Raw genomic sequence first — 21,109 nt, forward strand, 5'->3', positions numbered from 1 at the left:
TCATGGTCGCACTCTCTCGCCGTGCCTTTCTGGGGGGCGCCGCTCTTGCCAGCCTTGGCGGCGGGACTTGGGTCTTTCGCCGGGCGCAGGTGCAGGACCGCGCGGAACAACTCTATGCCACGCCGCTGACCCCGCCGGCGGGGCCGATGCAGGTCTACCATCTGGGGCATTCACTGGTGGGCCGAGACATGCCCGCGATGCTGGCGCAGATGGCGGGGGCCGGGCACAGCTATCACAATCAAACCGGCTGGGGCAGTTCGCTGCGCGATCATTGGGAGCCGAATGTGCCGGTGAATGGGTTTGAGCGCTCTAATGACCATGCGCAGCACCGGCCCGCCCGGGCGGCGATCGGTTCGGGCGATTACGACGCCGTGGTTTTGACCGAGATGGTCGAGATTGCCGACGCCATCCGCTACCACGACAGCCCCGACTACCTTGCCCGCTGGGCCGATCTGGCGCAGGCGGCCCGGCCCGACACGCGCGTCTATCTTTATGAGACATGGCATCACACCGACGATGGCAAGGGGTGGCTGAACCGGATCGACCGTGACCTCGATCAATACTGGCGGCAGCAGGTGATCTACCCCGCTTTGCAGCAATCGGAGGTGCCCATTTATCTGATCCCCGCCGGGCAGGTCATGGCGGCCTTTGGCCGCGCAGTCGATGCGGCCGGAGGGGTGGGCGGCATCATCAGCCTGCAGAACCTCTTTTCGCGCGATGAGCAGGGCCGCCGCGATACGATTCACTTCAACGATCAGGGGGCCTATCTTGTGGCGCTGACCCATTACGCAACGCTCTATCACCGCGACCCGGCGGGGCTGCCGCATCAGTTGACCCGCGCGGATGGCACCCCGGCTGACACACCAAGTGCAGAGGCCGCAGCGCTGATGCAGCGGGTGGTCTGGGACGTGGTCCGTGCCCATCCCGACAGCGGTGTCGCGGCATGAGCGGTCTGGGCGGGCTGTTCTCGGTCTTGATGGTGGGCCACAGCCTTTTTGGGGCGGACGGGCCGGATATGTTGCAAGAGGCGCTGCGCGCCGGGGTGGGGCAGGGCGAGGTGCGCGCGCAGATCATCAACGGCGCGCCCCTGCGTTATAATTGGGACGAATCTGACCGGGCCGAGGGCGTGGATGCCCGCACTGTCTTGCCCGAAGGGCAGACCACCCATCTGATCCTGACCGAGGCGATCCCGCTGGCCAATCACACCCGTTGGTCGGATACCGAAGTCTATGCGCAGGCTTTCTTTGGCCTTGCTGCGGCGGCCAATGCGACGGTGAAGGTCTATCTGCAAGAGACATGGCATTCGCTGAAAAGCGGCAGCGGAGAGGCAGTGGCCTATGACGACCACGCCCATATCCCTTGGCGCGAACGGTTGCAGAATGATCTGCCCGCATGGGAGGGGATCGCGGCGGCGGTGAGCGATGGGCGCAGCTCTGACACTGCGACGATTGAGGTGATCCCCGCCGGGCAAGCGATGGCGCGGCTTTACGATGAAATCGCCGCCGAACGTGTGCCGGGGCTGAATGAGATCGACGCGCTTTTTGCCGATGACATCCACCTGAACGATCTGGGCCACTACTTTGTCGCCATGGTGCAATATGCCACGCTGACGGGCAAAGATCCCTTGGGCCTGCCGACGGATTTCAATGACCGTTGGGGCAAAGCGTTTGACACGCCCACCCCCGACCTCGCGCGGGAGCTTCAGCGTGTGGCGTGGGATGCGGTGCGAGAGTATCAGGGCAGTGCTGTGGTGCCGGTGCCGCCTGCCACGCGCCCTGCCGCCGCAAACAATGCACAGACCGCCCCGATTTCGCCCACTGGCCCGCCCGCGGTGCCTGAGTCTACGCTTGCCCGCGATGAGCCAGCGCCCGCCCCAGATGAACCTGCGTCCGCTCCTGATGAGCCAGCGCCGGCCCCAGATGAGCCCGAAGTACCTGTCACGCCGATTGCGAATGCCCCGTTCAAGATCACACCGCCGCAGGACGCCGTCGCAGGCACCCGCGACATGGGCATCGGCCTTGCCGCCATCGCCGATTGGAGCGTGCAGGCTCCTTTCCTCGACCTGATGAAAACCGCGCGCCCGTGGCTTGGCCATCTGGCCGGGCGCTTTGGCGGGATGGAATATGCGCAACTGGTTGAGGGTGGCTACCTCGATTCCGAAGGCTGGCCGGTGAAGATGCCCCGCGCCTTGGGCAGCATCGGCACATTGATCCTGACCGACATGCCGCCGCAGGCGACCACGCTCAGAGGCCGCTATCTGCTTCGCTTTGAGGGGCAGGGCGTGATCGAGGTCACGGGCCGGGCCGAGAATGTCCGCTATGGCAAGAACGAGGTGCGGTTCGACTATGCGCCGGGGCCGGGCAGTGTCGACATTCGCATTCAGCGCATGCACCGCAGCGATCCGCCGCGCGATATCACCGTCGTGCGCGAAGACCGCGCTGCCGATTTCGACGCTGGCGCGCGGTTCAACCCCGATTGGACGCAGCATCTGACCGGGATGAAGGTGCTACGCTTCATGGATTGGATGGGCACCAATGACAGCCCCATCGCCGCATGGGAGGACCGCCCGCGCCCCGAGGATGTGACCTATGCCCTGCGCGGTGTCCCGGTAGAAGTCATGGTCGCCTTGGCCAATGAACTCAAGATCGACCCGTGGTTCAACATGCCACATCTGGCGGATGATGGCTATGTGACCGCGTTCGCGACCTACGTCGAGGAGACGTTGAGCGAGGACCGAAAAGCCTATGTGGAATTCTCCAACGAGGTTTGGAATTGGCAATTCGCCCAGACCCAATGGGCGGATGAGATGGCGCAGGCCCGCTGGAATGAGGCCGAGAAGGGGATGCAGTTCTATGGCCTGCGCGCCGCCGAAGTGGCGCGCATCTGGACGGATGTCTTCGGCGGTGAGGCTGAAGCGCGGTTGCGCAATGTGATCGCGAGCCAGACCGGATGGCTGGGGCTTGAGCGTGAGGCTTTGGAAGCCCCGCTTTACCAAGCTGAAAAAGCAGGAAACCGCGCGCCCGCCACCGCCTTTGATGCCTATGCGATCACCGGCTATTTTGGTGGGGTGCTGGGGCTGGAAGACAACGCCGAGTTGGTCAAGGATTGGCTGTCGGAAAGCCTCGAATTGGCCCGCGCCGAGGGGGAAGCGGAAGGGGTGAGCGGCAGCGCTCTCGACGATTATATCAAGACCCACCGCTTTGACGCGGCCACCGCCCGTGCGGCGAAAGATCTGCGCAACGGTGGCATCAGCGGGCTTCAAAACGATACGCTTGCCGACCTTATTGGCCGTGTCTGGCCCTATCATGCCGCCGTGGCGCGGGCGCATGACCTAGATCTGGTGATGTACGAAGGCGGCAGCCATGTGGTTGGCCTTGGGGCACAGGTGAATGACGAAAGTCTGACCGCCTTCTTTCACCATCTCAATTACGCGCCTCAAATGGGCGCGCTCTATACCGATTTGATGGCAGGGTGGCTGGCTGTCGGCGGGCAATTGTTCACCCATTATTCAGATGTCTATGCCCCGACGAAATGGGGGTCTTGGGGCGCGCTGCGCTATCTGGCGGATGAAAATCCACGTTGGGACGCTTTGAACGCATGGAAGTAGCAACAGGCGCGTTCCAAGGGGTGAGCGTGTTGATCCCCGCCCATAATGAGGCCGACTGGCTGCCCGCCTGCCTCGACGCGCTCTGCGCCACTGACCCGGTGGCGGGGCCGGTGGAGGTGATCGTCGTGGCCAATGGCTGCACGGACGACACCGCAGAACTGGCCCGCAGAAAGGCCCCCGCGTTCGAGGCGCGAGGCTGGGCGCTGCGGGTGCTGGAACTGGCTCAAGGCAGCAAACTCGGTGCGTTGAATGCGGGCGAGGCTGCGGCGCGGGGTGCGGTCTTGGTCTATCTCGACGCCGATGTGCTGGTCTCACCGCCCCTGCTGGCGCAACTGGCCGGGGCACTGGCCGAGGACGCGCCGCGCTATGCCAGCGGGATGCCGCAGGTGACGACCTCAGGCGATTGGGTGACGCGCCATTACACGCGGTTTTGGCAGACCACCGGCTTCATGACCCATGGCGTGCCGGGGTTTGGTGTCTTTGCCATGAACCGCACCGGGCGGGCGCGTTGGGGGGATTGGCCGGACATCATCTCGGACGACACTTTCGCGCGGCTGAATTTCCGCCCCGAGGAACGCATCGCGGTGCCTGCCCCCTATGCTTGGCCCATGATCGAAGGCTTTGCGCCGCTGGTGCGGGTGCGGCGGCGGCAAGACATTGGCGTGGCCGAGGTCGAGCAGCTTTTCCCCGACCTGATGCGCAATGATGACGCGCATGATCAGATGCGCCCCTTGGCGGCGCGCGCTGGCGGACCCTTTGGGGGCGCTGGTCTTTGTCGCCGTGCGGCTGACGATTTACGCACCGGTCTTTCGCAGTGCAAACCGCTGGGTGCGGGGGCGCTAGCGGGCGGCGTCTTGCATGTGGTCCGCGAGCTTTGCCGCCTCGCGGGACACATCATGGCGCGCGAAGACCCGCGCGCGGGCGTTCGCTCCCATCTCTTCCAGCGTCGAGAGCGGCGCGTCATGCAGGGCGGTCATCGCCTCGGCCAAGGCCGCCACATCGCCTGCGGGCACCAGCCAGCCGGTTTGGCCGGGCTGCACCAGTTCCGGCGTGCCTGCGATATAGGTGGCGATCACCGGGCGGGCGGCGGCCATGGCCTCCATCACCACCATGGGCAGACCTTCGGCGAAACTGGGCATGACGAGCGCATGGGCAGCGCTGAGTTCGGAGGTAACTCGCGCCTCGTCGACCCAGCCGGTCAGGGTGATGCGATTTTGCAGGGTATGGCGGGCGATTTCCGTTTCAATCGCGCGGCGCAAAGGGCCGTCGCCAATCAGCGTCAGATGCAGATCGAGGTGGCTGTCGCGCAGCTGGGCCATGGCGTCGATCAGGGCAAGCTGGCCCTTCTGCTCCACAAAACGCCCGATGGAGACGAGGCGCCGCGGGCCATCCGGCAGGGCGGCGGGGGCAGGGAATTTAGCGGGCTCAATGCCGCAATGCACAACTTTGATGCGCGGCCAATCGGCTGGGTCAGCCCATCGGCACAGTTGACTGCGCCCGAACTGGCTGATCGCTACGGCAAATGCCGAATGATGGATTTTCGCGCCGAGTGACAACGCGCGGGGGCTGTCGAATTCCTCAGGCCCATGGGTGGTGAAACTATAGCGCGGCCCGCCAAGCAGGTGGCAAAGCATCGCGACCATCGTGGCGTTGGTGCCGAAATGAGCGTGCAGGTGCTCTGTGCCGCTGCCGTCCAGCTGCGCCTGCAGATAGCATGCCTCGGCCAGATAGATCAGATGGCGGGCCATCCCAGTCTCGGCCCGACGTGCGGCGTGCCAGACTTCGCGCAGCGCTTTGCCGAACCGGCGGGGCGAACGCAGGACACTGCGCAGGCTTGCATGGGCGAGGGCGGCCCCGCCAGCGGCCAGAACATAGTGGCTGCGCGCCTCTTCGGCCTTGTCCTGCCCATCGACCAGCGGCACATCGGGGCCGCGCATGGCAAAGCGCAGCACCTCATGGCCCGCCGCCTCTAGCGCCGCGATCTCGCGGCGGATGAAGGAATGCGAGGGCTGCGGGTAGGTGTTGAGGATATAGGCGATCTTCACGGGGGCGCGGCCTTGGCTTATGGCTGATAAACCTTGTTACCCGCCCGCTTGCCACTGGCACAAGGGCGGGCAAGCCTTTAGTCTCTCGCAAAGAATTGGCAAAGGCGCAGCAACGGGTGTTTTCACAGGTTTCCCAAGCGGTGACGGGCAATCGCCTGATGGCACGGGCGCTGCGCTCAACCTCATGGATCGTCTTGGGCTATGGCGGGTCGCAGGCGATCCGGCTGGCCTCGAACCTGATCCTGACGCGGCTGCTTTTCCCCGAAGCCTTTGGTCTGATGGCGCTGATACAGGTGGTGATCGTCGGGTTGACGCTGTTTTCGGACGTAGGCATCGCGCCCTCCATCGCACAGAGCAAACGCGGCGATGATCGCGACTTTCTGGACACCGCGTGGACGATTCAAGCGATCCGGGGGCTGTGCCTCTGGCTGGCGGCCTGTGCGCTGACGTGGCCAGTGGCGGCGTTTTACGATGAGCCTTCGCTGCTGACCTATCTGCCCATCGCGGCGCTGAGCCTTGTGGTCGCCGGGTTCAATCCCACGCGGATCGAGACGGCGCACCGGCATCTGCAAATGGGGCGGCTGACACTGCTGGATCTGGCGTCACAGGTGATTGGCATCGTGGTGATGATCGTGGGCGCGGTGCTTTATCAATCCGTGGCGGCGCTGGTGGTCGGTGGCGTGGTGGGGGCGCTGGCAAAACTGGCGCTGACCCATGCGTTCCTGCCGGGGCCGGGCAACCGCTTTCGCTGGGAACGGCCTGCGGTGCAGGAGTTGGTGCATTTCGGCAAATGGATTTTCCTGTCGACCATGTTTTGGTTCTTTGCCAGCCAAGGGGACAAGGCGATCTTGGGCAAGTTCCTCTCACTCGAAGGCTTGGGGATCTACAATATCGGTTATTTCCTCGCCAGTTTTCCGCTGCTTTTGGGGCAGAACGTCACCGGGCGGGTGATGATCCCGATCTACCGCGAGGCCGGGGGCGGCGATCATCCCAAGCTGCGGCGGATGCGCTATGGGCTGAGCGGGGGCTGCTGATGCTATTGGCCGCAATGGCGCTGGCAGGGCCGTGGCTGGTCTCAGTACTCTATGACCCGCGCTATCTGCAAAGCGGCGCGATTCTGGTGATGCTGGCGCTGGCGCTGATGCCGCAGGTGATCGGGATGACCTATGACCAAGCGGCGCTTGCGGCCGGGGATCGCGGCGGTTTTTTATCTCCTCGGCCTCGCGGGCCAGCTTGCAGATTGGGTTGCTGTTGGCGGGGGTGATCGCCGCCGGGCTGCCCGGTGCGTTGATTGGCCTAGGCGCGGCGATGGCGCTGTCGCATCTGGTGCTGATCTGGCTTGCGCGGGCGCATGGCGTCTGGGACGCGCGCCACGATTTGATCTTTGCCCTGCTGGGGATCGTGCTTGGCGCACTGGCGCTTTGGCTGCATTGGGGCCGGGTACAGGGGCTCAGCGCTACGGTCTGAGCGGATCAGCTCTTTTGCTTGCGTGCCATACGTGCGGCGCGGCCCTCTTTACCTGCCTTTAAGCGTTCTTGCCATACTTTGCCCAAGGTGCGGCGCTTTTCGCGGGGGCTGAGGTCGGGGATCGACACGACGGGGATGAGCCCCGTCTCGCGCGTCATCTGCCGGGAAGAGCGGATCACCGGGCGGCGCAGTTCCAGCAAAAAGGCCACGATCAGGGCAAGCGCGAAGCTGCCCATGCCACCTATCGCCGCCCGCTTTTTGCGGCTGAGAGAGACGGGGTAATCCGGCAGTTCGGCCTGCTCCAGCGTGATCAGTTTCTCACCCCGTTGATCGGATTCGAGTGAGAACCCCACCTCCGCTTCGTTGCGGCGGGCGGTGATCACCTCCAACTGGTCCTGCAACTGGGTCAGGCGACGATCAAACCGGGCCAGTTCACGCTCGACCTCGGGCGAGGTTTGCAGGCTGGCGGTCAGCGTTTCGCGCTGCTCTTGCAGCAAATCGCGCTGCGTGGTGAGGCTTTCCAACGTGGCGTCCAGTTCGGCCTGTTCGCGGGCGATGGTGGCGGCGCGGGCGTCGGGGTTGACCCGGTCGCGGGCCAGCCGGGTGGCGATGATCTCGCGGTCAAGCTCAAGGAGGGCGTCGTTCAGGCTGCTGATTTCGCCGCGGCGAAACTCAAGACTGCCTTCGAGAGACAGATCATTCTCGGCCCGGTAATCGGCCAGTTCCGCCTCAAGCTCAGAGATGTCGCGGATCAGGTTCTGCTCTTGGCGCTGAAAGAACTCCAAGGTCTCTTGGGTCTGGCTTTGGCGTTGGGCCGCCGACATCTGGCGGGTGCGGTCGGCAAATTCGCGCGCCACGGCCTGCGCATCGGCGGGGTTGTCCATCTCGGCGGTGAAGGTCATGACAGAGATGGTGCCGTCATCGGCAAAGCCCTCGCGCGCGGCGGCCACACCGGTGATGGTAACCGAACGGCGCAGCAGATCAACCTTTTCCGACATCCGCAGCGCGGTAAGATCATCATAAAGATCAAAGTGTTGGATGATGTCCACGAGGGTGCCGCGGGCCATCAACTGCTGTTCGATCAACTGCAGACGACGCGCCGATGACCCCTCTACGGTGGAGGGGGCCAGATCATTGGCGATCTTGGGCTGCTCGATCTGAATGACTTCGGAAGATTGGTAAACATGCGGCGTCGAAAGCGCCCAGTAGACCGAGGCGATGCAGCCCAGTAGCGTGATCAAAATGATCACGCCCGCCCGACGGCGGAGCATGTCGATGATGTCATCGAATGTATAGATCGGTCCCATGTGCCTCTTTCCAACCTGCCTAAAGCCCCCGACCGTTGCCCGGCGGAGTTTCCCTGCCTAGACCAGAAGACTTGGGCGATAATAGGGCGCTAGAGGGGGCAGCGACAGGGGGTGTCAGGCATATTTCGGCAGGCTGGACGCGCGCGCCCGGTTCAGTACGATGCCCAAGAGCGGCACCTGACCTTCGAGCATGCGTTCGCATTCGCGCAGATGGCGCGCCATTGTTTGCGTCCCGTCCGAGATCAGCAACACACCATCAAGTTGCGGCAGGAATGCCGACAGATCGTCATGCTCCAACATGGGTGGCATATCATAGAGAACGATTTCTGGCTGCAGCGAGGCACGCAGGCGCAGCAGTGTTTCGGCGGTGGCGCTGTCTTGGAGGATTTCCGCGGCGTTCACCTCGGGCTGGTCATTCAGGCCGAGGGCCAGCGTGTCACTGACCCGCAGCATCCCTTTGCCAAGATCGACCCGTCCGCTGAGCAGGTCGCTCATTGCGCCGGGGGCTTGCAGGTCAAAAGCGCGGGCCAGACCGGGGTTGCGCATGTTCATGTCCATCAACACGGTGCGCGATCCCGGCACACGCGACAGGCTCAGCGCCAGATTGGTCGCTGAAAAGCTGTTGCCGCAGCCCGAGGTGGGGGCGGTGACAGCGATATTGACCCAGCGGTGCTCTATAGTGGTTTGACGCAGGCGCGTGCGCAGCAGGTCAAAAGCCCGCGCGGCGGCGCTGTTGCGGTGATCGTCGACCAACGGCATGTCCCCCCGGGGCCGGGGGTGGCGATGGGCAGGTCTTGCCAACGCGGCGCGCGGTCGTCGCCGATATAGCGCGACACGGCCGGAGCGGCGGTGGGCAACGTCTCTTCAGACGCAAGATCGCCGTCGAACTCATCCTCATGGTCGATCACGGTGCGGCGCGGGCGGATGCTGTGCCGCATCCCCGGGCCGCCAAACTGCGCCGACACATCGCTGTTGTCCGCGCCAAGGGCGTCGGATGCATAGAGATCTTTCATCGTCTTCCCTTTCGATTTTCTGAACATGAGGCGCTAATTTTCTCGTTGTTGCCGGGCGCGGCAAGCATCGCTCAGCACCCGGTCCGGCGCAAGACGACGCCAACGGTTTTGAGCAGAATCGTCAGGTCCATCGGCAGCGAGAGATTGCGGCGATAGGCGGCGTCGACCTCATTGCGGTATGTAAAACGGCTGTTGTTGCGCGCCGAGACCTGCCACAACCCGGTGATGCCGGGGCGCAGGGCGAAATAAGCTTTCGCTTCGCCGTACATCTCAAGCTGGTCGGGCATCATCGGACGCGGGCCAATCAGGCTCATGTCGCCTTTAAGCACGTTCCAAAGCTGCGGCAGCTCATCCAACGAGGTTGCCCGCAGGAAGGCGCCAACCCGTGTGATGCGCGGATCGTCCTTCAGTTTTTGCATCTCGTCCCATTCGGCCCGCATCGCCGGGTTCGCGGCAAGGTAGCTTTCCAACACGGCATCGGCATCGCGGACCATGGTGCGCAGTTTCAGGATAGAGAAGCGTTTGCCCCCCGCCCAAGACGCTGCTGGGTATAGAAGGGCTGCCCGCTTTCAATCCAAAGCGCCAGCGCGCAAAGGGCGATGATCGGCAGCGCGATGGGCAGGGAGGCAAGGATCAGCAGCCGGTCGATAATCGGTTTCGCATAGCGCCCATAGAGGCCGGTAGGACGCAGACGAAAGGCCGCCAAAGCGCGCGGCGCGGGCAGCGCGGCGGCACCCGCAGCAGCAGGCTGCGTGCGGCCCAACATCGGGCCGGCGAGGGCTTCCATTGAGCCATAGGTATGGCTGTGGGCGTCAAAGTACTTCATTCCAAACCCCCCAGGGTTCATTCGCATTCAATCGGACCTGTCCGGCCCACGGCGCCTTCGCCCCGCTTTGTCTCAACGGCCTAGGCGGCCTATACGTTCAGGTAGGATATGTATCATTTGTTACCACCTTTTCGCCTTATTCGATCCATTTTCTCAGAAACAGACTGTTTCGCAGGAGAGGGGGTGGCAGAAATTAGCGAGGGAACTGTAGGGGTTAGGCAGGGGGGCTCGGGCGTGGACCCTGCTGGCATGCCGCGAAAAGAGGGGTGCGGATGGGCGGGAAAGTGTGTATCAAGAGCTTGATATTGTTGTGGAATATCTTTTATTTCAGGGCTGTTCCGCGATGCGCTCCGTGTATCGGCCGCTTGCATCTCCTACACTGAGGCACTTGTGGAGGGATGAGATATCGGCACGCCTGCGGTCACCTCTCGCGGAGCTCTCACAAAAATGTCAGGGCGATAAATGGGCGACAGTTGGGCGCAGGTAGTGGATGTGTGAAAGCAAATTCGTCCTGCATGGCAGCAAGATTTCAGAGGATTCTTCGGTTGGTTGTGAGGCTTGGCTTGGTGCGGACCAAGGCAAATACTGAAGACCCAAAAATTACTGTGTTCAAACGAGAGGAAAGGACACCCTGGGTCAAGATGAGCGTGCCCCGCCACCCACCAGTACAGCAGCCCCTCATTACCACCGACGATTTGTCGCTGGTTGCGTCACACAACCCAGCCGAGGTCTATTCTCCGTTTCAGCTATTGCCGTTCACGACATGTTTTTTGCCGGAACGCTGCACGTCCTCGGCCAAGGGCGTCGGCAGGTCGAAGTCGTCGAAGGTGCCTGCATAGCCGTTCCCGCCCATCCGGCCGAGCGCGTCGAGTGTTTCTGCCGCGCCGGTATGTCGGGCTTCGCCATAGGCTGGCGGATCTGACGGATACTGTGCTGGTCGATGGCCTAGTAGCCTCCGCGATCTTTGCCGCTGCGTTGACCTGTTGCTGAATGCACGTGAACTGTAGACCTGCACTGTCGGCGTCAATTTTTGGCTTAGGGTTGCGCGTGGGCGTTAACAGCGTCGCCTATGGGCAAAGCAGTGTCACCGTTCTCGCTCGGCGCGGGTCAGAGAGGTTTTCGGCCCAAAACCTTAAGTGTTACCGCCCGACCAAACCGCATCACCGGGTAGACCGCCTTCGCAACGCGGTCCGAGCTTAAAACCCCTCGCCGCCGCGACAGACGCGAGAGCAGGGCGACAGCTTTCGCGCCATGGAAAACCTCACCGTCAAGATCGACGATCATCCCATCGTTGAGATCCAGACCATAACTATTGGCCCTGGTTCGATCGGTGCGCGCATTGATCAGTTCAACGGCATGGCCTTCCCGAAGTCGAAGGAGCGCGACATAGTTTGCGCAAAAAGGACATTCACCATCGTAGACGATCCGCAGCGGCGTCATGGCTCTTGTATTCTCTTGGTGAACTTTTGGACGGATTGCGGGTCCAACAACGCAAGGTATAGCAGCATCATCGTCGCAGAATAGGTGCTGACGGGGAGCAACAGGTAGAACGTGGAATGCATGCTTAACCCGATGAAAATGGCCGTTGCGCGATGGCGACGGGTAAGGATCGCATAGGCGAGAAAATATTCGACGACCAAGACGGCGCAGGACATCAACGCAAGGAGCATGGGAGAAGCGAGAAGTATCTCAAGCGTGCGACCCGAATAGCTCCAAACGAAAATCTGTTCGAGCCTTTGTCCTGAAATGAAGGCTTGGTCTGACTTGTCCACCGCAGTCCAGAAATAGAGTGCCGACATTTGCAGGGCGATCAGGCGCTGCCCCCACAAGATGCCGTGTTCAGGTAGAACCCGATTTCCGCTCTGGATGGCCGTCCATCGGTCAAAGGAATAAGACCGGCCGCAATCCGTAAACATGAGGAAAATACAAGAGATGCCAAGAAGATAGACATGGTGATGATTCCAACCCGCGGTACCAAGGCCCGCTTGTCTCATCCCGTATAGAAGAAATATTGTCAGCCCAAGCAGACCGATTGACAGTCTGGCGCGGACGCCCAGCAGGGCTGCGATTGCAAAGATAAAGAAGACCAATCCCAGCAGCAGTTCGCTGAATGTCTCCGCCGCGAAGGGTGCGACTTCGGCACCGAAGCGGACAATTGCCATGGTTGCCAGCCCAATTCGCATAAGCGCAACTGCCCGCGTTGGACCAGTGGCGTCTGGGCCCCAAGCGACGAAGTCGCGCAACATCACCCCAGCGTTCATGGCTTCTTCCCTTCGCTGGAGGCGCAGATATTTTCGATCTTCAAGGCTTGCCAGCCCTGACGGGTTCCAACCGACCCTTCGAAACGAACCGAACTTGTTTCAGGTGCCGTTGCGCATAGGGGCGCGGCAAAATGGGCGAAATGCTCTGTCGCGAAAATGCGATTCTCGAAAAGGTAGTGCAAAATCAACGGATATTGCTCGATATCTGCCGCTTCCAATGGGGTGTGCATTGTCTCGGCACCATCCTCATGTCGCACGACAAAGCGGCCATTGGGAATGCCCACACCCACCCCAGAGAACATGACCCACTCGCGCAGCCATGGCGAATGGGAGCCGAAGATCTGTCCAGGAGCCGGGCCCAGATAGATCAATACCGCAAACAAACCGAAAGCAATGTGGCGCGCTAACATCGAAAGGTTACCGCTCTGCGGGCGTGACACGGCTCCTGGTGTGGGTACATGGGTCATTGCTGCGGCCTCTTTCACTGCTTGCGCCAGTATCTAGGTTTCACACAACCATGTTAAGAAATCGGGACGAAAATTGGGCAAAATGTGAGCCATGGTTGGGAAACATAGAAATTGCACCGGGTTTGGGCAGTTAGATGCTTGATAGGTGACTGAAACCCCGCAGTTCACATTGCCCAACGGCAGGGGTGATTTTACTTCCTTCGCTCCTATCTGACCCGATCTTCGGCACTGCAGGGAACAACTGAAATCTGCCCATTTTGAATAAAACCACCCATTAGCGAACGCAAAAATTGACGAACCGAGGAGGGTGCAAGCACCTTTCTGATTGGGCTTGCATGTTTAATCCTTCGCTTTCGGGGCGCACTCGATTTTCTCGGTGCTACTGTCGTGGCGGCCACTCCTCCTTTGCGTTCGTCCAAAGTGTACCGCTCTGCGCCCGCTCTACGCCGTGTTGATAAAGAGCGTTCATATAGGTTGATGAAAACCGATCCGACGGATCATAGACGATCCCAGATTTCGGATCGATTGAAGTTACCGAAAAGCGTAGCCCCCGTCCGCGCGCGTAAAGCTGGGTCGCGTTGACCTGCAGCAATGCGTTGGCTCGGCCTGTTGTCGTGAGTGCCTGTTGCGAAATGCTTAGCGCGGATCTTCCTACTGTTTCAGGGGCCGGATTAAGCGTGTTGTTGATCAGGACGTAAATATGCCCGCCTTGCAGCCTGTGGTCAGGTGTCGTGAACGCGAAGCTGGGGACCGCCAGAAACTGCATGTGTACGCCCCCGTCGACATGCGTTTCCGCATAGGTTTTACCCCCGCAGTGTATCGCAGATTTACCGGCGGAAAGAGCCCCGGCAGTGCGGCAGAGGCGCGTAAGATGCTGCGAAACAACTCGTATTGCCCTGCGGCGGCGATGGCGCCCATGTCCCAGACCGAGGCCCGCGCACTATCAAGTTCCGAGGTGACAATGAGCAGGCTTTTTCCCGTTCTGTGCTTTTGCGCGATGGCACGAAGGAACGAGGGTGGGGTGTGCTGGGTGATCAACGCAGCCAGCGGCGCGGTGTCATATAGCGCGTCGCTAAAGACCGCTTGAAATGGCCGCATCCGCATGATGTCACCTGCGTCACTTTCGGTGAAAACGCGGGTTAGAACATTATCGTAATTCGGTCCCATAAACGCAAACGGAGCGATGAGGGCGCCGGTCGAAATGCCGGTCACCAAGTCGAAATTGGGCCTGTCGCCGCGCTTTGACCAGCCCACAAGCGCGCCCGCCCCAAAAGCACCGTCCTCACCGCCGCCGGATAGGGCCAGCACGTTCGGCCCGGCAGAGGGGTCCGGTAAAGACGACGGGGGATGCAGGTGTTTGCGCCATTCATCCGGCCCATCATCCGCAAAGAGACGAAACCGCGACAGCGGGTCATTGTCCGTTTCGACGCGCGTCGCCAAAGGCGTCTGAACGGGGCTTGTGCAGGCTGAAAGAGCGGTTGCCCCAAGGCCCATGACAAACGAACGGCGGCCCACAATGCCCTTGTTTGGTTTCGTGCAAATCATCTTAATTCCCTCAGGGGCATCGAGCGATTGGCCTTGCTCGGTAAGCTGTGATTCAGCCCGATGGTTTTCGTGGTCGGGCGCCGTGATCTGGTAGCGGGCGGATGCAGTGCCATCCTCAAGTGTAAAATCTACGGTCAAGGGACGCTCAGCGCTCGCCGTCGTGATCGGTTCGTCTATGTCGGAATGCACCAAAACCGCCCGAGCGAGACTAAGTGAGGCGCGCATAAGTAAGCCCGGGCAAAGGTGGGGGGAGGTTCAATTCAGCCTATCCGTTTCTCGGCAAGACACGGAGAATACGGCAACCCCCTGAGGGTTGCCGCATCGCAATCTCGTGGCGAAGCGCGAACTAACCCTTCTTCGGCATATTGGCCGGGGCGCACGCCAGTGGCACATCTGCTTTGGGGGACATACAGGTGCCCCGAACGGTGCCGCCATCGCGGCCCGAGAACTCGCAGACAGACTGTGGCTCAACATTCTCGCAAGCTTCAATAGCCTCGCGCGGCGGGCGGCCTGCGCGTTCGCCCTGACCGGAAGGCGCAGATTGCGCATAAACGGTACCTTGATCCGTTGCCGAAGCACTTTCAGCGCGCACGGCGGAAATGTTAAGCGCGCCCAGAACCACAGCGGCGAAGGTGATCGCGAGGATGATGCTTTGGTTGCCTTTGATGCGGGGTACTGTTGGCCGGTAAAGTGGGATCTTACGTTGGGCCGCAGCCTGTTCGCGTTGTGCTCTAAGTTTATCCATGAACATCGTAGGTTCTCCTGTTGTGGCGTTAAGTCGCCATTCACAGGGCCTTTTTCCATGTTCTTTGAGCAGTGAGTTTGCAGCAATTATGCAGCGAGAATGCAGATCGTAAAAAAATGCACTCTGTAGCTTTTCTGGCTCAATTCTCGAAAGGTTGGGGTAGGGGCGGCCCCTTTAGCCATCGTAGGCGTATCCCACCCCATAGACAGAGCGGATCGGGTCCCAAGTGCTGACCGATGCGATCTTGCGCCGGATGTTTCGAATGTGGCTATCGACGGTTCGGTCAAAAACCTCTGTGTCGTCGGGAAAGGCCAGTGCAAGCAGTTGGTCGCGCGAAAAAACGCGGCCTGGCCGGGAAGCAAGCGCCTGCAGCACCGAGAATTCCCGGCGTGTGAGGTCAAGGAGGCTGCCATCCAGTGTTGCCTGCCACCGGTCGCCGTCGATGATGAGGCGGTCGTTCGTGGCAGGGATTTGTGCGGGCTGACCCATAGGGCGTCTGCGTAAAACCGCCCTGACCCGCGCGACAAGCTCACGCGGAGAGAAGGGTTTGCACAGGTAATCATCTGCCCCCAGTTCAAGACCCAGAAGACGGTCGATTTCTTCTACTTTCGCGGTGGTCATGATGATCGGTACATCGGATGTTTTGCGCAATTCTCGACAGATCGTCAGGCCATCCACCTCGGGCAGCATCAGATCCAGAATGACCAGATCATGCTGATTTGTCTGGGCAAGCGCGATGGCACCCGCGCCCGTACCCAACATTTCTACGCTCATACCGTCAGCAAGCAGGTAATCCCGCACGACTTCTGCAAGTGCTATTTCGTCTTCTACGATCAGGATGCGCGCCATGGTCACACTGCTTGTTTCGGCAATCGTATGACAATTTGTACCCCGCCCAACTCGGATCGGCCAGCAGAGATGGTGCCGCCATGCGCCTCTACGATGGCCCTACAGACGGAGAGCCCCAGCCCAGACCCCCCATGCGCGCGAGACCGCGATGCCTCCACGCGGTAGAAACGGTCAAACAGCTTGTCCCCATCGTCTTCGGGCGCGGCTGGCGGCGTGTCCTCTACAGTCAGCTGCGCGAAACCCTCGCCGTCTTGCAGATTAACGCGTATCTGGCCGGGCCCATCGGTATATCGAAAAGCGTTCTCAAGCAGGTTATCCATGACTTGGCCAATCTGCCCTCGGTCACAGGGAACCCACATCTGCATCGGCAGATTAAGCTCCAACTCTATCCCTTTAGCGCTGAGCTTTGAACGCATCGTTTCAGCCGCCTGCTTCACAAGGGACGGGAGGTCTTCTTGTTCAATTGACGATGTCAGCTCGGCTTCGCGGCCATAGGACAGTGTTTTGAGGTCCTGTACGAGACGCGACAGTCGCATGAGCGCTGCATGCATTTCGGTCAGCGTTTTGTCGTCGGGCTGGCGGATCCCGTCCTGTAGCGCCTCAATCTGGGCGCGTAGCACCGCAAGCGGCGTTTGCAGTTCGTGGCTGGTATTGGAAATCCATTCACGCTCGGCCTTAGCGGTTTGTTCAAGTGTCGCCGCCAAAGTGTTGTAGTGGCCGATCAACTGCCCCAATTCGTCACTTCTGTCTTGTTTGATCCGGGCCGTGTAATTGCCCGCCGCCATCGTTTTCGCGCCGGCCTCCAACCGCCGAACGGGCTCAAGCAACTGGCGCGCGATGATAAACGCAGCCGCAGCCGAGAGGGCGATGGCGATCAGCGCTGCAAGAGCAAGAGAGGCATACTGCCCGCGCAAAAAGAATGTGTCGCTCGCATCTCGTTGCTCCATCGGCGCGTTCAATCCGATATAGCCAAGAAGGTTTGCGCCCGCGCAGGTGTTGTTCGCGCATACGGGGCGCCGCTCAAATAGCGCCGAGCGTTCAATATGGCCCGCGATCTGATTGCCATCGCGGTCAAGCAGCACGATACGTTTTTCCAGCCTCATATTGTCATCGCCTAATGTAAACGGCGGTGGGTTGTCTGGCCTTGGTGGGGGTGGTGCTTCAGGTGGAAATCTCGGGGACCGGCTTGGGAGAGGGGCATGCGCATGTACAAATGCAGCCCACAGTTGCGGGTCTTCATCAAACTCGGCCCAACCGTTCTGTCCACGCTCAGCCAAGGATGTTGCGAGCTCGTCGAACCGTGCCAGTTCCCCCTGAGCAGGTAGCGCGCAAAACCCTCGCGCATCCACAGGGCGACCATCAGCGCCATCACCAATACGATAAGAATGGAAATCGCTGCGACGGCTGTGAAAATCTTGGCGAACAATGACTTCCGGATTGGGTTCATATGTTAAGTCTACCACCAAAATGTGCAGTTAGTTTGCAGGGACACCAATGGTTCAACGCTCCAACAGTGGCCTGCCGATCACTACCAGACGGTATCAATCCTCAATACCCACAAGACAAAGAACGCTGCCGCAAGCCAAGGGCCAAAGGCCAGTTGGTCCGTTCGTCCACGCTGGGTGATAACCGCAAAGCCCAAGGCGCCGAGCGCCGCCAACAGCACGACCATCGGCAAGGCGCTAATACCCAGCCACGCGCCAGCGGCGGCCAGAAGCTTCGCATCGCCGAGCCCAAGCCCTTCTTGTCCTCGCAGTCTGAAAAACAAACTGCCGAGCGCCCAGAAGGTCACATAGCCGACAATCGCCCCCCAAATCTCGCCCCCGGTAATGTGCCCCTAGCATAGGCAATTAGCGAAAGCCCCAGAACGATGAGCGGCAAGGTATACCGATCCGGCAGGCGCTTCTCGCGCAGGTCGATCCGTACCAGCAGACCCAGAAACACGGCCAAAATGGCCGTGCTCGCAAGGAATAGGGCAGGCGACATATCCGCGTTCAAAGGCATTCCGTTGGCCTACAAATCATCCCGTCCTTCGGCAACAAAACTTTTTTCAGAAAGGTTGAAACCTTTTCTTAACGAACCACGTGACTGCGTTAATGCGGGTACTGAGTTGCATTTTTTTCAGCGTTCGCAGGGAGAGTAGAACCAACAATTACATCAGAAAAATGCCAACTTGGGAGAGACAAATGACTATTTCTGTTCGTACCCTGCTACGAGGGAGCTGCGCCAGCGCATTGTGCCTGACGACGACCCTTGCATCAGCGTCGTCACACCGCGAAGCGCCCGGTATCACCGAGCAGCCAAAGATCGACGCCACCGATTTCTACATGTTCAAAAGCTATGAGGCAGGGCGCGGCGACTATGTGACCTTGATCGCCAACTACCAGCCTTTGCAGGCCCCTTATGGCGGTCCGAACTATTTCACCATGGATCCCGATGCGATCTATGAGATCCACGTCAGCAACGATGCCGACGCCGAGGAAGAGATCACCTTCCAGTTCAAATTCGACAACAACCTGACGGGCGGCACCGGTATCCAGCTTGATATCGGCGGTGAGACCGTGGGCATCCCGCTGCGCGCGGCTGGCCAGATCACCGCCAGCAACCCCACAGCCGCCTTGGGCGAGACCGAAAGCTACGGTGTCACCATGATCACCGGCGACCGCCGTAGCGGCGATCGCGCCGAACTGACCCACTCGGGCGGTGCAACCTTCACCAAGCCCCTCGACAACGTCGGCAACAAGACACTGCCCGACTACGAGGCCTATGCCGACGCCTATATCTACGACAATGTCGAGATTCCGGGCTGTGGCACCGGCCGTGTCTTTGCCGGTCAGCGCGAAGAAGCCTTTGCCGTGAACCTCGGCGAGATCTTCGATCTGGTGAACCTTGTGCCCGTGCAAGGCCCTGATAACCCGATGTGGCCGCAGTACAATGACCCGGATTTCAATGCGAACGGCATCGTGCAGGACCGCGCCAATGACGATCTGATCGGCAAGGCCAATGTCACCACGCTGGCACTTGAAGTCCCGATTGACTGCCTGACCCAAGGCGATGAAGCTGTGATCGGCGCTTGGACCACCGCAAGCCTGCCGCAGGGTGAGCTTGAAGATCCGTCGCCGACCTATGAGCAGACTTCGCTCTTTGGCGGTGCTTGGGTGCAGCAGTCGCGTCTGTCGAACCCGCTGGTGAACGAAGTCGTCATCGGTCTGGCCGACAAGGACCTCTTCAACGCAGCCGAGCCGACCATCGACGAAGCCCTCGCGGTCTATGTTACCAACCCGACCCTGCCGGCCTTGCTGGACATCCTGTTCCGCGATGCGCTTGGTGCCTCGGGCGACATCGCACCGTCGAACTTCCCGCGCAATGACCTTGTGACGGCGTTCTTGTCGGGCTTTCCGGGTGTGAACCAGCCAGCTAACTTCGATGCGTCCACCGACCTGTCGGAAATGCTGCGTCTGAACACCACTTTCCCGGCGACACCACGTGATGATCAGCACACCTTTGGCCTGCTGGCCGAAGATCTGGGTGGTTTCCCGAACGGCCGTCGCCCCGGCGATGACACGGTCGACCTTGCCCTGCGTGTGATGATGGGCCGTCTGTGCCACAACGTGCCGCTTGGTCAGGAAGTCAGCGGTGATCCAAGCGCCGAAGACAGCATCAACCTTGGCCTTTGTGGCGATGGTGACCCTGATGACACAGCACCAGCGGGCGAAGTTCCCTTCACCGATGGTGCGCCGTTGCGGGCCACCGAACTGCGGGCGTCCTTCCCCTATCTGAATACGCCGATCGCCGGTTCGCCGAACAACTAAACCCAAAGGAATAGGAGAATTCCAATGTTAAAGAATATCTCGATTCTTGTGCTTCTGGGCGGTGTTTTGGTCGCCTGCGGCGGCGGGAGCGGGCTGAATGGGATCGCCTCGCTGGGGTCGGACTTTGCCCGTGCCTTCGCGCAGGATCGCAACGATGAGCCGATTTCCCTCGCCGGGGTGTCGTTGCCCCAGTTCCCCACACGGGAGCCGTTTAACCCGTAAGGGGACGGCAAGCGCCTGATTGGCGTGAATGACCTGAAACGCGGCCTTCCCCCGGGAGGCCGCGTTTTTCTTGGCGTCTGTGGTTTTTAGGGGCGAAAGGGCGGCGGGTCGGGCAGGGGGGCTGTATCTGCCCCTTGGGGCGAGAAACTGCGCGCAATGACGCGCACTTCCTTTTGACCTAGCACCGTGCGGCGCAGCAGCCGCGAACTCAGCGTGACCGTGAGACCGTCAACCTCGGCCCGGCTTTCGACGTCAAAGACCGCCGAGGTGAAGCCAATCCCGTCCAGCGTCACAATCCCCGCGTCGGTGAGGTCGCCCTTGGTAAGAAAGCCCGCCGCCGCGCGCCGTTTGACAAGCTGTCGCGCCGCACTGGGCGAGCCCAGCATCACGGCCATCACCGTCTCGTTGGCCGTGTTCAAGTTCACATTCCCGGACTGCGGCAGCAGGCTGACATGGGGTGCCAGCGCGGCGCGGGTCTGGGCGTCCAACGCTTGGATTTCCGCCAAGTCCCGCACCGGGCCGCGCCGGATCAGGTGGTCATTTATATCGAGCGCCACACGGTCCGGCAGTTCCAGCGCAGTGATCAGTTGCGTCAATGTCTGCTGCTGCGCAAGCCGGCCCGCCGCCAAGGCATTGAGGTCAAACCGCGCCTGCGCGTCATTCACGGTGATCGAGAAGCTGCCGGTTTCCAGTTCAACTTCCTCCTGCGCGGCCAGCGCCCAAGGCTCGGCCATATGGTCGGTCTCGGGGGCCACTTCCATGTCGCGGCGCAGGGCGGCGACCAGTGATGCCTCCGCGCCAAGCGCCAGCGCTTCGGCCTGCGTGGCCGCCGCAGCCCGGCGGGTGCGGTCCATCAGGTTTTCCTGCGAGGTGAACATCAACACGACAATGGCCGCGCCAAGCGCCAGTGCCACCAGCACGTTTATCAGGATCACCCCAGCCT

The 21,109-nt window shown here is 61.0% G+C and carries 20 protein-coding genes and 3 pseudogenes; 7 read left to right on the forward strand and 16 right to left on the reverse strand.

Annotated features, from left to right (window positions below):
* The first annotated feature begins 2 nt into the window (after nucleotides 1-2).
* From ACFQAU_RS12820 to ACFQAU_RS12830, 3 genes and pseudogenes are all read left to right on the forward strand, one after another.
* Nucleotides 3-947 carry a hypothetical protein gene (locus ACFQAU_RS12820; protein ID WP_132445128.1) on the forward strand — a complete coding sequence of 315 codons (945 nt, stop codon included), beginning with the start codon at nucleotides 3-5 and terminating at the stop codon, nucleotides 945-947.
* On the forward strand, nucleotides 944-3,607 hold the full coding sequence (locus ACFQAU_RS12825) for a hypothetical protein (RefSeq protein ID WP_132445126.1): 2,664 nt from the start codon (nucleotides 944-946) through the stop codon (nucleotides 3,605-3,607). The genes ACFQAU_RS12820 and ACFQAU_RS12825 overlap by 4 nt, the downstream gene beginning before the upstream one ends.
* Nucleotides 3,598-3,996: pseudogene (locus ACFQAU_RS12830) on the forward strand (glycosyltransferase family 2 protein); the annotation flags it as partial. The gene ACFQAU_RS12825 and the pseudogene ACFQAU_RS12830, both read left to right, overlap by 10 nt.
* A gap of 6 nt (nucleotides 3,997-4,002) precedes the next feature.
* On the opposite strand, the gene ACFQAU_RS12835 reads toward ACFQAU_RS12830, so the two are convergent.
* Entirely contained in the window at nucleotides 4,003-4,323 is a 321-nt protein-coding gene (locus tag ACFQAU_RS12835) for a hypothetical protein (protein ID WP_386282675.1), read from the reverse strand.
* Here ACFQAU_RS12835 and ACFQAU_RS12840 point away from each other — a divergent pair.
* Nucleotides 4,322-4,450 (forward strand): hypothetical protein, encoded by a 129-nt coding sequence (locus tag ACFQAU_RS12840; RefSeq protein ID WP_386282678.1) that lies wholly within the window; start codon nucleotides 4,322-4,324, stop codon nucleotides 4,448-4,450. The two genes, ACFQAU_RS12835 and ACFQAU_RS12840, sit on opposite strands and share 2 nt — an antisense overlap.
* On the opposite strand, the gene ACFQAU_RS12845 is transcribed toward ACFQAU_RS12840, so the two are convergent.
* Complete coding sequence (locus ACFQAU_RS12845) at nucleotides 4,447-5,652, reverse strand: glycosyltransferase (protein ID WP_132445122.1); 1,206 nt, start codon at nucleotides 5,650-5,652, stop codon at nucleotides 4,447-4,449. The genes ACFQAU_RS12840 and ACFQAU_RS12845 overlap by 4 nt on opposite strands.
* Before the next feature lie 158 nt (nucleotides 5,653-5,810).
* Between ACFQAU_RS12845 and ACFQAU_RS12850 the strand changes: the two are divergent.
* Nucleotides 5,811-7,119, forward strand: a pseudogene (locus ACFQAU_RS12850) (oligosaccharide flippase family protein).
* Between the two features lie 5 nt (nucleotides 7,120-7,124).
* Here ACFQAU_RS12850 and ACFQAU_RS12855 read toward each other — a convergent pair.
* From ACFQAU_RS12855 to ACFQAU_RS22130, 13 genes and pseudogenes are all read right to left on the reverse strand, one after another.
* Nucleotides 7,125-8,426 carry a GumC family protein gene (locus ACFQAU_RS12855; protein ID WP_132445120.1) on the reverse strand — a complete coding sequence of 434 codons (1,302 nt, stop codon included), beginning with the start codon at nucleotides 8,424-8,426 and terminating at the stop codon, nucleotides 7,125-7,127.
* 114 nt (nucleotides 8,427-8,540) lie between these two features.
* Nucleotides 8,541-9,179 carry a CpsD/CapB family tyrosine-protein kinase gene (locus ACFQAU_RS12860; RefSeq protein WP_386282683.1) on the reverse strand — a complete coding sequence of 213 codons (639 nt, stop codon included), beginning with the start codon at nucleotides 9,177-9,179 and terminating at the stop codon, nucleotides 8,541-8,543.
* Nucleotides 9,101-9,439 carry a hypothetical protein gene (locus tag ACFQAU_RS12865; protein WP_386282686.1) on the reverse strand — a complete coding sequence of 113 codons (339 nt, stop codon included), beginning with the start codon at nucleotides 9,437-9,439 and terminating at the stop codon, nucleotides 9,101-9,103. Before ACFQAU_RS12865 ends, ACFQAU_RS12860 begins: the two co-directional genes overlap by 79 nt.
* A gap of 71 nt (nucleotides 9,440-9,510) precedes the next feature.
* A pseudogene (locus tag ACFQAU_RS12870) lies at nucleotides 9,511-10,226 on the reverse strand (sugar transferase).
* A 1,146-nt stretch (nucleotides 10,227-11,372) separates the two neighbouring features.
* Nucleotides 11,373-11,705, reverse strand: a complete 333-nt coding sequence (locus ACFQAU_RS12875; protein WP_067622436.1) for a DCC1-like thiol-disulfide oxidoreductase family protein — start codon at nucleotides 11,703-11,705, stop codon at nucleotides 11,373-11,375.
* A complete protein-coding gene (locus tag ACFQAU_RS12880) occupies nucleotides 11,702-12,526 on the reverse strand; it encodes an HTTM domain-containing protein (protein ID WP_132445116.1) in 825 nt (274 codons plus the stop codon). Before ACFQAU_RS12880 ends, ACFQAU_RS12875 begins: the two co-directional genes overlap by 4 nt.
* Nucleotides 12,523-12,993 carry a hypothetical protein gene (locus ACFQAU_RS12885; protein ID WP_132445114.1) on the reverse strand — a complete coding sequence of 157 codons (471 nt, stop codon included), beginning with the start codon at nucleotides 12,991-12,993 and terminating at the stop codon, nucleotides 12,523-12,525. Before ACFQAU_RS12885 ends, ACFQAU_RS12880 begins: the two co-directional genes overlap by 4 nt.
* Before the next feature lie 687 nt (nucleotides 12,994-13,680).
* Entirely contained in the window at nucleotides 13,681-14,676 is a 996-nt protein-coding gene (locus tag ACFQAU_RS12890) for a patatin-like phospholipase family protein (protein ID WP_386282692.1), read from the reverse strand.
* Between the two features lie 208 nt (nucleotides 14,677-14,884).
* Nucleotides 14,885-15,283, reverse strand: a complete 399-nt coding sequence (locus ACFQAU_RS12895; protein ID WP_132445110.1) for a hypothetical protein — start codon at nucleotides 15,281-15,283, stop codon at nucleotides 14,885-14,887.
* Between the two features lie 174 nt (nucleotides 15,284-15,457).
* Entirely contained in the window at nucleotides 15,458-16,132 is a 675-nt protein-coding gene (locus ACFQAU_RS12900; RefSeq protein WP_132445109.1) for a response regulator, read from the reverse strand.
* A 2-nt stretch (nucleotides 16,133-16,134) separates the two neighbouring features.
* A complete protein-coding gene (locus ACFQAU_RS12905) occupies nucleotides 16,135-17,595 on the reverse strand; it encodes an ATP-binding protein (RefSeq protein ID WP_386282697.1) in 1,461 nt (486 codons plus the stop codon).
* Nucleotides 17,596-17,660: 65 nt separating this feature from the next.
* A complete protein-coding gene (locus ACFQAU_RS12910) occupies nucleotides 17,661-17,963 on the reverse strand; it encodes a prepilin peptidase (RefSeq protein ID WP_386283912.1) in 303 nt (100 codons plus the stop codon).
* Nucleotides 17,921-18,136, reverse strand: coding sequence for a prepilin peptidase (locus ACFQAU_RS22130; RefSeq protein WP_465320455.1), 216 nt, complete (start codon nucleotides 18,134-18,136; stop codon nucleotides 17,921-17,923). The genes ACFQAU_RS12910 and ACFQAU_RS22130 overlap by 43 nt, the downstream gene beginning before the upstream one ends.
* Nucleotides 18,137-18,318: 182 nt before the next feature.
* On the opposite strand from ACFQAU_RS22130, the gene ACFQAU_RS12915 reads away from it, so the two are divergent.
* Nucleotides 18,319-19,944: a DUF4331 domain-containing protein gene (locus tag ACFQAU_RS12915; protein WP_120351471.1), complete on the forward strand. Its 1,626-nt coding sequence runs from the start codon at nucleotides 18,319-18,321 to the stop codon at nucleotides 19,942-19,944.
* 24 nt (nucleotides 19,945-19,968) lie between these two features.
* The gene (locus ACFQAU_RS12920; protein ID WP_132445105.1) at nucleotides 19,969-20,166 is read left to right on the forward strand and encodes a hypothetical protein; all 198 of its coding nucleotides are present in this window, start codon (nucleotides 19,969-19,971) and stop codon (nucleotides 20,164-20,166) included.
* 86 nt (nucleotides 20,167-20,252) lie between these two features.
* Here ACFQAU_RS12920 and ACFQAU_RS12925 read toward each other — a convergent pair whose 3' ends face one another.
* Nucleotides 20,253-21,101: a type II secretion system minor pseudopilin gene (locus tag ACFQAU_RS12925; RefSeq protein WP_386282702.1), complete on the reverse strand. Its 849-nt coding sequence runs from the start codon at nucleotides 21,099-21,101 to the stop codon at nucleotides 20,253-20,255.
* Between the last annotated feature and the right edge of the window lie 8 nt (nucleotides 21,102-21,109).

The sequence above is a fragment of the Sulfitobacter profundi genome (genome assembly GCF_042661425.1).
GTDB classification, from domain to species: domain Bacteria; phylum Pseudomonadota; class Alphaproteobacteria; order Rhodobacterales; family Rhodobacteraceae; genus Sulfitobacter; species Sulfitobacter profundi.